Annotated in this window: 11 protein-coding genes; all 11 read left to right on the plus strand. The window is 62.0% G+C overall.

All coding sequences use genetic code 11. The features are described 5' to 3' along the window. Positions 1-24 precede the first annotated feature (24 nt). A complete protein-coding gene (locus tag LJE98_RS05000) occupies positions 25-1,062 on the plus strand; it encodes an ABC transporter substrate-binding protein (RefSeq protein WP_229573776.1) in 1,038 nt (345 codons plus the stop codon). Positions 1,063-1,159: 97 nt separating this feature from the next. Continuing rightward, positions 1,160-2,017, plus strand: a complete 858-nt coding sequence (locus LJE98_RS05005; RefSeq protein WP_229573778.1) for an ABC transporter permease — start codon at positions 1,160-1,162, stop codon at positions 2,015-2,017. Beyond that, complete coding sequence (locus LJE98_RS05010; protein ID WP_229573780.1) at positions 2,010-2,840, plus strand: quaternary amine ABC transporter ATP-binding protein; 831 nt, start codon at positions 2,010-2,012, stop codon at positions 2,838-2,840. Before LJE98_RS05005 ends, LJE98_RS05010 begins: the two co-directional genes overlap by 8 nt. Next, a complete protein-coding gene (locus LJE98_RS05015; protein WP_229573782.1) occupies positions 2,833-4,341 on the plus strand; it encodes an HAL/PAL/TAL family ammonia-lyase in 1,509 nt (502 codons plus the stop codon). Before LJE98_RS05010 ends, LJE98_RS05015 begins: the two co-directional genes overlap by 8 nt. After that, on the plus strand, positions 4,338-5,558 hold the full coding sequence (gene hutI, locus LJE98_RS05020) for an imidazolonepropionase (protein ID WP_229573784.1): 1,221 nt from the start codon (positions 4,338-4,340) through the stop codon (positions 5,556-5,558). The genes LJE98_RS05015 and hutI overlap by 4 nt, the downstream gene beginning before the upstream one ends. Further along, positions 5,555-7,090: a histidine ammonia-lyase gene (hutH, locus tag LJE98_RS05025; protein WP_229573785.1), complete on the plus strand. Its 1,536-nt coding sequence runs from the start codon at positions 5,555-5,557 to the stop codon at positions 7,088-7,090. The genes hutI and hutH overlap by 4 nt, the downstream gene beginning before the upstream one ends. 1 nt (position 7,091) lies before the next feature. Continuing rightward, positions 7,092-7,892: an N-formylglutamate deformylase gene (hutG, locus tag LJE98_RS05030; RefSeq protein ID WP_229573786.1), complete on the plus strand. Its 801-nt coding sequence runs from the start codon at positions 7,092-7,094 to the stop codon at positions 7,890-7,892. Between the two features lie 12 nt (positions 7,893-7,904). Beyond that, positions 7,905-9,578, plus strand: coding sequence for a urocanate hydratase (gene hutU / locus LJE98_RS05035; RefSeq protein ID WP_229573787.1), 1,674 nt, complete (start codon positions 7,905-7,907; stop codon positions 9,576-9,578). A 17-nt stretch (positions 9,579-9,595) separates the two neighbouring features. Next, positions 9,596-10,213, plus strand: a complete 618-nt coding sequence (locus LJE98_RS05040; RefSeq protein ID WP_229573792.1) for a HutD family protein — start codon at positions 9,596-9,598, stop codon at positions 10,211-10,213. An 87-nt stretch (positions 10,214-10,300) separates the two neighbouring features. After that, positions 10,301-11,038, plus strand: a complete 738-nt coding sequence (hutC, locus tag LJE98_RS05045) for a histidine utilization repressor (protein WP_229573796.1) — start codon at positions 10,301-10,303, stop codon at positions 11,036-11,038. Between the two features lie 186 nt (positions 11,039-11,224). Then, on the plus strand, positions 11,225-11,812 hold the full coding sequence (locus tag LJE98_RS05050; protein WP_229573797.1) for an ANTAR domain-containing response regulator: 588 nt from the start codon (positions 11,225-11,227) through the stop codon (positions 11,810-11,812). Positions 11,813-11,821 lie beyond the last annotated feature (9 nt).

Consider the following 11,821-nt stretch of genomic DNA (forward strand, 5'->3'; position numbering starts at 1 on the left):
CAGCACACAGAGAAGGGGAATTCCATGCTGAATAATAATCTGAAATACGCGTTGCTTGCGAGCGCCATCATACTCGGCGGATCCGCCTTCAGCGCCAATGCGGCTTCGTATTGCGCCGATGGAAAGACTGTGACGTTTGCCGGAATTGATTGGGAAAGCGGCGCGCTGATCACCGAAGTTATGAAAACAATCCTTGCCAAGGGGTACGACTGCAAGGTCGATTCCATCCCGGGCAATTCGGTGACGCTGGAGCAGGCGACCGCCAACAATGATGTCCAGATCTTTGCCGAAGAATGGATCGGCCGGTCCGACATCTGGAACAATGCGGTGGCCGCAGGGCAGGTCGCTTCGGTCGGGAAACCCTTCGTCGGCGCCTCTGAGGGGTGGTTCGTGCCCGAATATCTGGTCAAGGGTGACGCAGAAAAGGGGATTGAGGCGAGGGCGCCGGACCTGAAGAGCGTCTCGCAGCTGTCCGATCCAAAATTCGCCGAACTGTTCAAGGATCCGGAAGAGCCATCCAAGGGCCGCTTCCTCAACTGCCCGTCGGGCTGGACCTGTGAAGGCGTTAACACGGCCAAGCTGGAAGCCTACAAACTGACCGATTCCTATGTGAACTTCCGGCCGGGCACCGGGACAGCGCTCGACGCGGCGATCAGTTCCGCGTACCTTCAGGGTGAACCTGCACTGTTTTACTACTGGAGCCCGACGGCTGTGATGGGCAAGTTCAAGCTGATTAAGCTCGAAGAGCCTGCCTATGACGAGGCCTGCTGGAAGGAACTCACAAGCGCCACCGGCAAGCGCGAAGGCGGCTGCGCCTTCCCGGCAGTGGACGTGGCCTACGGGGTCAACAGCACCTTCGCCAAGGAGGCACCAGAGATCATCGAGATCCTTGAGAAGGCGACCTTCCCCCTCGAGGATGTCAATGCAAGCCTCGCCTATATGGTTGATCAGAAGGCTGACGCCGGCGCAGCCGCTCAGGAATTCCTGAAGACCAGGGGCGACGTTTGGGGAGCATGGGTTTCGGCCGAAGCCAAAGCAAAAATTGAAGCATCGCTGCAGTAATTTCCGTCGGCCGCGCACTTGTTGTGCGGCCGACTCTCTCATCGATCGCGCCGCGCGCGCGGCACCGTATGGCCTCTCAGCGCCAAAGGACTGAGCGATGTTCCCAGACAGTTTCCACATATCCATCCGTGGACCGATCAACGACGCAGTCCAGTCGCTGGTGATCAACTACGGCTTCGTTTTCAAGGCGATTTCCCACACGATCCTACAAGCGGTTCTATTCATCGAATGGATCTTGCGAGGTCTTCCTTGGTGGCTGATCATCATTGTCTTCATGGCAATTGGCTGGCAAGCGACCAAAAAGATCACATTCGTTGCAATGGTTGCGATCCTGCTTTTTCTCATCGGCATGCTCGGCCTGTGGGACCTCGCTATGCAGACCCTCGCCCTGATGCTGATGGCCACATTGATCTCCGTCGCAATCGGGGTCCCCATGGGGATATGGCTGGCCAAAAGCAGGGTGATGCGCAGCGTCACGCTTCCAATCCTCGACGTGATGCAAACCATGCCGAGTTTCGTTTATCTCATCCCGGCGATCATGCTCTTTGGGCTAGGCAAGGTGCCGGCAGTGCTTGCTACCATCGTCTATGCCGTCCCGCCTCTGATACGTCTGACAGACCTCGGCATCCGCCAGGTCGATGGTGAAGTCGTGGAAGCCGCGACGGCCTTTGGTGGCAGCCCGCGACAGATACTGTTCGGGGTCGAGCTTCCGCTCGCAACGCCTACGATCATGGCCGGTCTCAACCAGACCATCATGATGGCGCTTTCCATGGTCGTGGTCGCCTCCATGATTGGTGCCCGCGGCCTTGGCGAACAGGTGCTGAACGGCATTCAGACGCTTGATGTCGGCAAGGGACTGGAGGCGGGTCTCGGCATCGTGATCCTCGCTATCGTGCTCGATCGCATTACCCAGGGCTTCGGCCGCTCTAAGCTGGAGGATCGCCAGGATGACTGAGATTTCAATTCGCAACGTCTTCAAGATTTTCGGCCGCAATCAGAAGGAGGCCGTCGCCATGGCACGAAGCGGTGCGGAGAAGGGCGAAATCCTCGAACGCACCGGCTGCAGCGTCGGCCTCAATGATATCAGCCTGACCATCGGCTCGTCCCGCATCTTCGTGATCATGGGTCTGTCGGGATCTGGCAAGTCAACCCTGGTGCGTCACATCAACCGCCTGATCGAACCGACGAGCGGCGAAATACTCGTCGATGGCCAGAACGTGCTGGAACTCAATGCCCGCGACCTGCGGGAATTCCGGACCCGCCGCGTCAGCATGGTGTTCCAGAGTTTCGGCCTCATGCCACATCGCACTGTCCTGCAGAATGTCGTCTACGGCCAGCGTGTGCGCGGTCTAAGCAAAGCCGAGGCCAATCCGATCGGCATGAAATGGATCGAGACGGTCGGTCTCTCAGGCTACGAGAACAAGCACCCGCACCAGTTGTCAGGCGGCATGAAGCAGCGCGTGGGCCTCGCGCGCGCGCTTGCCGCTGACACCGACGTGATCCTGATGGACGAAGCCTTTTCCGCGCTCGATCCACTGATCCGGACAGACATGCAGGATCAGCTACTGCAACTGGAAAAGAACCTTTCGAAGACCATTGTCTTCATAACTCACGATCTCGACGAGGCGCTCAGGATCGGTCACGAAATCGCTATACTCAAGGATGGACGACTGGTGCAGGTTGGCACGCCGAGCCAGATCCTCAACACACCGGCAGATGACTACGTCGCCCGCTTCGTGCAGCGACGTGCCGGCGCGGAGGCGTCGAAACATGTCTGAAACAATCGCCCTGGAAACGTCACTCACCACTGACATGGTTGTTGCCATTGCCGACGGCGCGCAGCTCGTTCTGAGCCAACCAGCACGCCTCCGGATCAAGAATTCCCGCGCGATCGTCGATGCCTTGGTTGACCGGGGTATCCGTGGCTACGGGATCAACACCGGCGTCGGGGCCTTGTGCGACGTGATCATCGACCGCGAGGATCAGGCGGCACTCTCGCGCAATCTGTTGTTCAGCCATTCCTGTGGCGTCGGTGAACTGCTCGGGCGGGTGGAAACGCGTGCCATCATGGCGGCTCAGATCGCCAATTTCGCCCATGGTTATTCCGGCATCCGGCTCGAGGTCGTCGAGGCGCTCGTCACCCTTCTGAACAATGATATGCTTCCGGTGATCCCATCCAGGGGGTCGGTCGGTTACCTGACGCATGGCGCGGCCATAGGGCTTGTCCTGATCGGATCCGGCGAATGCCGACATGACGGCCAGCTAATACCGGGCGCAGAGGCGCTGGCAGCACTGGACCTCAAGCCGCTGGTGCTCCAGGCGAAGGAAGGTCTGAGCCTCGTCAACGGCACCCCATGCGCGACAGGGCTTTCGGCCCTTGCCGTCACCCGGCTCGCGCAGCTTCTCGACTGGGCGGATGCCGCTGCGGCAATGACCTACGAGAACCTTGGCGCACAAGCCGATCCTTTCGCGGAAATGCCACTGGCTTTGCGGAAGTCGGACGGACTGCAGCAGGTCGGACGCAATCTGCGAAGACTGCTGTCCGGGAGCGCACTTCTGGCCGAAGCTGCCGGTAAGCGGACGCAGGACCCGCTCAGCCTCAGGGCCGTGCCACACGTGCATGGCGCGGTGCGCGATGCGCTCTCACAGGTGCGCGCGGTGGTCGATCGCGAACTGGCGAGCGTCACCGACAATCCCGCTGTCAGCGGCTCGCCCGCGGATCCGCAGGTGCATTCGCAGGCGCATGCCGTCGGTGCGGCGCTTGGCCTTGCCATGGACAGCCTCGCCACCGCCGCCGCCGAGCTGGCTGCCATTTCCGAGCGGCGGGTTGACCGGCTCGTGAACCCGCTGGTGAGCGGGCTTCCCGCTTTTCTCGCCTCCGGTAGCGGCGTCGAATCGGGCTTCATGATCATTCAATACACGGCCGCAGCGCTGGTTGCGGAAAATCGGCGACTGGCGATGCCGGCCAGCCTCGACGGCGGGATCACCTCGGCGCTGCAGGAGGATATTCTGACCCATGCGACGCCGGCTGCGGGCAAGGCTCTGGCGATCCTCGACAATCTCGAGACTGTACTCGCAATCGAGCTGGCCGCCGCCGCGCAGGCCTATGATCTTCAGCCTTCCGGCGCCGGAAGGGCGATGGCGACAGAGAAACTTTATCAGTGGGTCCGGCGCGATGTCGGCTTCTACCGGGACGACCAGCCGTTGAATGCCGTTATCCGGAAGATCCAGGACATGCTGAAATCGACGGCAGCGTGGTCGGAAAGCGAGGCGACATGACGACGGTTCTGACAAATGCACGGCTTGCCACCATGGCGGCCAACAGCGCTGATCTCGGAACGATCGGCTCCGGCACGATCGTCATCGAGGGGGGCACAATCGCTGCGGTCGGCGAAGCCGGCGAAATCGGTCTGCCGCACGGTGCCGACGTCATCGATTGCGAAGGTCGCTGGGTGACGCCCGGCCTCATCGATTGCCACACGCATCTCGTCCATGCCGGCAATCGCGCCCGGGAATTCGAGATGCGTCTCGCCGGTGCCTCCTACGAAGAGATTGCGCGCGCCGGGGGCGGCATCGTCTCTTCTGTGCGCCAGGTGCGCGAGGCGAGCGAAGCGGATCTTGTCTCGCAAACGCTTCCCCGGCTCGATGCGCTGATTGCGGAGGGCGTGACCACGGTCGAGGTCAAGTCCGGCTATGGGCTGACTGTCGAAGACGAGCTCAAGATGCTGCAGGCTGCACGGCGGCTCGCCGACAAGCGCCAGGTTTCCGTCACTACGACCTATCTCGGCGCGCATGCGACACCCGCCGAGTACAAGGGCCGCAATCGCGACTTCATCGCGGAGGTCGTGATGCCGGGACTGCGCGCCGCGCATTCCGAGGGGCTGGTGGATGCCGTAGACGGGTTTTGCGAGGGCATCGCTTTCTCGCCCGAGGAAATGCAGCTGGTCTTTGATGAAGCGAAGTCACTCGACCTTCCGGTGAAGCTCCACGCAGACCAGCTTTCCAATCTTCATGGGGCAGCACTTGCGGCAGGATATCAGGCCCTCTCCGCCGATCATCTGGAATATACCGACGACGAGGGGGCCGACGCAATGAGCAAGGCGGGGACCGTGGCCGTGATGCTGCCCGGTGCCTACTACTTCATTCGCGAGACGAAGAAGCCGCCGATCGAACTCTTCCGCAAACACGGTACGGCCATGGCGCTCGCTACCGATTGCAATCCGGGCACCTCACCGCTGACCTCACTCCTGCTGACGATGAACATGGGTGCAACCCTGTTCAACATGACGGTCGAGGAATGCCTTCTCGGCGTCACCCGCAATGCCGCTCGCGCGCTCGGGCGCCTCGATACGGTGGGGACAATCGAGGCCGGCAAGCAGGCAGACCTCGCCATCTGGTCGATCGAAAGCCCTGCGGAGCTCGTCTACCGAATCGGCTTCAACCCGCTCTACCGACGCATCTGGAACGGCCAAATCACCGAAGGAAACCTGTCGTGACCATTACGCTTCACCCCGGCCGCGTCACCCTCGCCGAACTCGCCCGGATCTACTGGACCGGCGAGAGTGCGGCCCTTGACCGCAGTTTCGATGCAGGGATCGAAAGGGCGGCGGCGCGCATTGCGGAAATCGCCGCCGGCAACGAGCCGGTTTACGGCATCAATACCGGCTTCGGAAAGCTCGCCTCGATCAAGATCGACGCGGCTGATACGGAAATGCTGCAGCGCAATCTCATCCTGTCGCATTGCTGCGGCGTGGGTCAGCCGCTGGCCGACGATATCGTGCGGCTAATCATGGCGCTGAAGCTGATTTCCCTCGGCCGTGGCGCTTCCGGCGTTCGGCTGGAGCTCGTCCGTCTCATCGAAGGCATGCTGGCGAAGGGTGTCACGCCGCTCATTCCGGAAAAGGGGTCGGTCGGCGCCTCTGGAGACCTCGCGCCGCTCGCCCACATGGCGGCGGTCATGATGGGCGAGGCCGAAGCCTTCTATCAGGGCGTCCGTCTGCCGGGCGCGGAGGCCCTGACGCGCGCGGGACTGACGCCGGTCGTGCTGGCGGCCAAGGAAGGTCTCGCACTGATCAACGGCACGCAGGCCTCGACGGCGCTGGCGCTGGCCGGCCTCTTCCGCGCCCACCGCGCGGCGCAAGCGGCGCTCATCACGGGAGCACTCTCGACCGATGCGGCCATGGGTTCCTCGGCGCCGTTCACAGCGGATATTCACACACTCCGCGGCCACAAGGGCCAGATCGATACCGCAGCCGCCTTGCGTGGGCTGCTGGCCGGGTCGGTCGTTCGGGAAAGTCACCTGGAGGGTGACGAGCGGGTGCAGGATCCCTATTGCATCCGTTGCCAGCCACAGGTCGATGGCGCCTGCCTCGATCTCCTGCGCATGACCGGGCGCACTCTCGAAATCGAAGCGAATGCCGTCACCGACAATCCGCTGGTTCTTTCCGACATGAGCGTTGTCTCGGGCGGCAACTTCCATGCCGAGCCGGTGGCATTCGCCGCCGACCAGATCGCGATTGCGGTCTGCGAAATCGGCGCGATCGCGCAGCGCCGCATCGCGCTGCTGGTCGATCCTGCCCTCTCCTACGGATTGCCTGCCTTCCTCGCGAAAAAACCCGGCCTCAACTCTGGCCTGATGATCGCGGAAGTCACATCCGCTGCGCTGATGAGCGAGAACAAGCAGATGGCACATCCGGCCTCGGTTGATTCGACGCCGACATCGGCCAATCAGGAAGACCATGTCTCCATGGCCTGCCATGGTGCACGGCGCCTGCTGCAGATGACCGATAACCTGTTCTCGATCATCGGCATCGAGGCCCTGACGGCCGCCCAGGGCGTCGAATTCCGCAGCCCTCTGACAACGAGCCCGGAACTGCAACGGGTGATCTCCGCCTTGCGTGTCCATGTCGCCACGCTGGAGGAGGATCGTTACATGGCGCCCGATCTTGAGGCTGCCGGTCGGCTTGTGGCTGACGGCACTTTGATCTCGGCTGTCTCTGCGGGGCTTTTGCCGGGTCTGGAGGGCTGAGATGACGGTGTTTGAAGTCACGCGCGGCTCGTCGCCCGTCATTCTCGCCTTTCCGCACACAGGCACAGAGGTCCCGCCTGAGATCTGGGGTCGCCTCGATGACAACGGGAAGCTGCTTGCCGATACCGACTGGCACATCCATGAGCTCTATGCCGGCCTGCTGCCGGAAGCGACGACGGTCAGGGCGACCTTCCATCGCTATGTGATCGATGCAAACCGCGATCCCGAAGGTGTGAGCCTCTATCCGGGACAGAATACCACCGGTCTCGTGCCGCAGACCGATTTCGACGGGGTCGCGATCTGGAGAGGCGGCGAGGAGCCTGATAGCGACGACATCGCCGATCGACTGGCGCGCTTCCATACGCCCTACCATGGGGCGCTCAAGGCCGAGATCGAGCGCGTGAAGGCCATGCACGGCATGGCGGTCCTCTACGACTGCCATTCAATCCGCTCGCTGATCCCTTTCCTGTTCGAAGGAGCTCTGCCGGATTTCAACATCGGAACTGACCTGGGACGTACCTGCGACGACAGGATTGAGAAGGCCGCCGCCGAGATCACCGGTCGGGCCGAGGGTTACACGTCGGTGGTCAACGGGCGGTTCAAAGGTGGCTGGACGACCCGGCATTACGGGAAACCGGACACCGGCGTTCACGCCATCCAGATGGAACTGGCACAGGTCACGCATCTGACCACTGAAGCACCACCTTTCGCCTATGACGCCGGGAAGGCCGAGAGGCTGCGACACCATCTCAAGGACATTCTGACATCAATCGAAGCCATCGCGCTCGACCTGAAACGCTGAGGAGCGACGACCATGAGCAATCCCCGACACAATATCCGCGACGTCCGCGCCGCCACCGGAACCGAACTCTCGGCCAAGAGCTGGATGACGGAAGCGCCGCTCCGGATGCTGATGAACAATCTCGACCCCGATGTTGCCGAACGGCCGCATGAACTGGTCGTCTATGGCGGCATCGGCCGTGCTGCCCGGACCTGGGAGGATTTCGACCAGATCGTCGAGACGCTGAAGACGCTGACCGAGGAAGAAACGCTCATCGTGCAGTCGGGCAAGCCGGTCGGCGTGTTCCGTACCCACAAGGACGCGCCGCGCGTGCTGATCGCCAATTCCAACCTCGTGCCGCACTGGGCGACCTGGGATCACTTCAACGAGCTGGATAAAAAGGGTCTCGCCATGTACGGCCAGATGACCGCTGGCTCGTGGATCTATATCGGCACCCAGGGCATCGTACAGGGCACCTACGAGACTTTCGTGGAGGCCGGCCGGCAGCACTATGATGGCAACCTCAAGGGCAAATGGATCCTGACCGGTGGCCTTGGTGGCATGGGCGGTGCCCAGCCGCTGGCGGCCGTCATGGCCGGGGCCTGCTGCCTTGCCGTCGAATGCGATGAGACCCGCATCGATTTCCGCCTGCGCACCCGTTACGTCGACGCCAAGGCGCAGACGCTGGACGAGGCGCTTGATCTGATCGATCAGTGGACCAAGGCGGGTGAGGCGAAATCCGTCGGCCTGCTCGGCAACGCCGCCGACGTTTTCCCGGAACTCGTGCGCCGCGGCGTGCGTCCAGACATCGTCACCGACCAGACCTCGGCACATGATCCGATCCATGGCTATCTGCCGGTCGGCTGGACGGTTGCCGAATGGCGGGCACGCCAAGAGAGCGATCCGAAGGCGGTGGAAGTTGCCGCCCGCGCTTCGATGAAGACGCATGTGCAGGCCATGGTCGACTTCTGGAACAGGGGCATTCCGACGCTCGATTACGGCAACAACATTCGCCAGGTCGCCAAGGAGGAAGGCTTCGAGAACGCCTTTGCCTTCCCCGGTTTCGTGCCGGCCTATATCCGTCCGCTCTTCTGCCGCGGCATCGGCCCCTTCCGCTGGGCCGCACTTTCGGGTGATCCGGAAGATATCTACAAGACGGACGCCAAGGTTAAGGAGCTGCTGCCCGACAACACGCACCTGCACAACTGGCTGGACATGGCGCGCGAGCGCATCGCCTTTCAGGGCCTGCCGGCGCGCATCTGCTGGGTCGGTCTTGGCGATCGTCACAAGCTTGGCCTCGCCTTCAACGAAATGGTTCGCAGTGGCGAGCTGAAGGCACCCGTCGTCATCGGCCGCGACCACCTCGACTCCGGTTCGGTCGCCTCGCCCAACCGCGAAACGGAGGCGATGAAGGACGGCTCGGACGCCGTGTCCGACTGGCCGCTTCTCAACGCTTTGCTCAACTGCGCCTCGGGTGCCACCTGGGTCTCGCTGCATCACGGCGGCGGTGTCGGCATGGGTTTCAGTCAACATTCGGGCATGGTCATCTGCGCCGACGGCACGGATGATGCTGCACGCCGGCTGGAGCGGGTGCTCTGGAACGACCCGGCGACCGGCGTGATGCGCCATGCCGATGCGGGCTACGAGATCGCGCTCGATTGCGCGAAGGAAAAGGGTCTGCGCCTGCCCGGCATTCTCGGCAACTGAGAGGGATCGATGCGCCCATGTCCATCCGCATTCAGCGCTTTGACGAGCACCTGAAGATGCCCTGGAAAAACGGGCTGGGGATCACCCGCGAGGTGATCTCAAAGCCCGCGTTGCATGGCCCCGGCGGTTTTGACTGGCGGATCAGCCTGGCGACGGTTGGCGCATCGGGCCCCTTCTCGGTCTTTCCGGGTATCGACCGGACGATTGCCGTTCTTCAGGGGGGCGGCATGCGGCTCACGGTTGACGGTCACAAGGAGCCGCCCTTAACCGTGGGGTCCATGCCCTTTCCCTTCTCCGGCGATGCTGAAGTCAATGCCGATTGCCTGGGTGGTGAGACGCTCGACCTCAACGTCATGAGCCTTCGCGGGCGTTTCGTTCATCGCATGACCAAAGTCATTGTCTCCGATGCTCAGACATTTCCCGTCTCCGGGGACATGGTCGCCGTCGTCTTTCGCGACGATGCCCTCGTCACGATCGATCGCATGCGATTGAATGTCGGGCTCGGCGACGTTCTGCTGGGCCTGGAGGGGCGAAGCGGCTTCGAGATCGAACCGCAGGCTTCAGGCTCAACGCTCTACACCATCGCGATCAGAGCCTCATCTGGCCCGACATCGCATGGGGAACAGCTTGCCTAGACAAGGCCTCTGCCGATAAAGGGAGCGGTTCCCGCGTTTTGGCGACGACAATGCCGATACGCTCAGCCACCATCAGGGTCGACCACCATGTCCGACGATCAATCAGGATTTGCACTCCCCGAGGAACGGCAGGACACGCCGCTCTACGAGCAGATGAAATCCGAGATCAGAGCGCGGATCGAGCGTGGAGACTGGCCGACCAATCATCGGATCCCCTCGGAGAACGAGCTGGTCGATCTGCTGGGGGTGAGCCGCATGACGGCGCATCGGGCCCTGCGGGAGCTTGCCAGCGAGGGTGTGATCATCCGCGTCCAGGGGCGCGGCTCGTTCGTCGCGCCGAAGAAGCGCAGCGCCAACGTTGCAGATGTTCGCAGCATCGCGGACGAGATCGCCGAGCGTGGCGGGGTGCATTCGGCCGAACTCGTGCTGAGACAGGCCGAAGTCTGCGACCATAACCTCGCCGACCGGCTGGAGGTTGCAGCCGGCACGACGGCCTTCCATTCGGTGATCGTGCACAAGGAAGATGATCTTCCGATCCAGCTCGAAGACCGCTTTGTGAATGCGGAAATTGCCCCTGATTATCTCGACCGCGATTTTCACACGATCACGCCAAGCGCCTATCTGAGTTCCATCGCGCCGATCTCGCGGGCCGAGCAGTTCGTCGAGGCCGTGCTGCCGCAGCCCTGGGAGTGCCGCCTGCTGGCGATTGCGAAATCAGAACCGTGTCTTCAGGTCCGGCGACGGACCTGGTCCGGCAACCGCCTGGTGACGTCGGTGCGGCTTCTCTATCCGGGCGGTCGTTACAGCCTGGAAAGTTCCTACTGACCCCGCCGAGCAGATCAGCAATCCTTAGGCCCCGGATGCGAATACATCCGGGGTGGGAGCCATTTATCCACCTGCTGGCCCGCAAGGCGCAAAGGCAACTGCCAAAAAAATAAGCCCCAATCTGTCTGGCTCAAAAATTAGGCCGACAGCTTGCCAACTTTGCTGCATTGCGTCATCAATCGCGGCATGAACCATCTGAACCTCACCATCCTCGTCATCGATGAGAACGCCGTTCGCGCGGCGATCATCGAGGATGGTTTGCGCGAAGCAGGACACCAGCATGTCACTGTCGCGCTGGAGGTCCAGGGAATCGCGAAGATAGTCGAGACCTTGTCTCCTGACGTCATCATCATCGATATCGAAAACCCGAACCGCGACATGATGGAGCATCTGTTCCAACTAACCCGGTCCGTCAGCCGGCCGATCGCCATGTTCGTCGATCGATCCGATACAGCCTCGATCGAGGCCGCGGTCGATGCCGGCGTCTCGGCTTATATCGTCGACGGATTGCGCAAGGAGCGCGTAAAGCCCATCCTCGACATGGCGGTGAGCCGCTTCAATGCCTTCAGCCGCCTGCAACGGGAGCTTGCCGATGCGCGCTCGGCGCTGGAGGAGCGCAAAATCATAGAGCGGGCCAAGGGCATTCTCATGAAGATGCGTGGCATGAGCGAGGAAGAGGCCTTCACGCTGCTGCGCCAGACGGCAATGAACGAGAAAAAGAAGCTGGTCGACATAGCCCAGAGCGTGGTGACGGCAGCGGGATTGCTGCTGTGATGACGATGC

Origin of the sequence: Rhizobium sp. 'Codium 1', from assembly GCF_020889605.1 — a bacterium.
GTDB classification, from domain to species: domain Bacteria; phylum Pseudomonadota; class Alphaproteobacteria; order Rhizobiales; family Rhizobiaceae; genus Allorhizobium; species Allorhizobium algae.

Bases quoted from the DNA above. Each gene is read 5' to 3' on its own strand.
- LJE98_RS05000 (WP_229573776.1), top strand. From the start codon at position 25: ATGCTGAATAATAATCTGAAATACGCGTTGCTTGCGAGCGCCATCATA.
- LJE98_RS05005 (WP_229573778.1), top strand. From the start codon at position 1,160: ATGTTCCCAGACAGTTTCCACATATCCATCCGTGGACCGATCAACGAC.
- LJE98_RS05010 (WP_229573780.1), top strand. From the start codon at position 2,010: ATGACTGAGATTTCAATTCGCAACGTCTTCAAGATTTTCGGCCGCAAT.
- LJE98_RS05015 (WP_229573782.1), top strand. From the start codon at position 2,833: ATGTCTGAAACAATCGCCCTGGAAACGTCACTCACCACTGACATGGTT.
- hutI (WP_229573784.1), top strand. From the start codon at position 4,338: ATGACGACGGTTCTGACAAATGCACGGCTTGCCACCATGGCGGCCAAC.
- hutG (WP_229573786.1), top strand. From the start codon at position 7,092: ATGACGGTGTTTGAAGTCACGCGCGGCTCGTCGCCCGTCATTCTCGCC.
- hutU (WP_229573787.1), top strand. From the start codon at position 7,905: ATGAGCAATCCCCGACACAATATCCGCGACGTCCGCGCCGCCACCGGA.
- LJE98_RS05040 (WP_229573792.1), top strand. From the start codon at position 9,596: ATGTCCATCCGCATTCAGCGCTTTGACGAGCACCTGAAGATGCCCTGG.
- hutC (WP_229573796.1), top strand. From the start codon at position 10,301: ATGTCCGACGATCAATCAGGATTTGCACTCCCCGAGGAACGGCAGGAC.
- LJE98_RS05050 (WP_229573797.1), top strand. From the start codon at position 11,225: ATGAACCATCTGAACCTCACCATCCTCGTCATCGATGAGAACGCCGTT.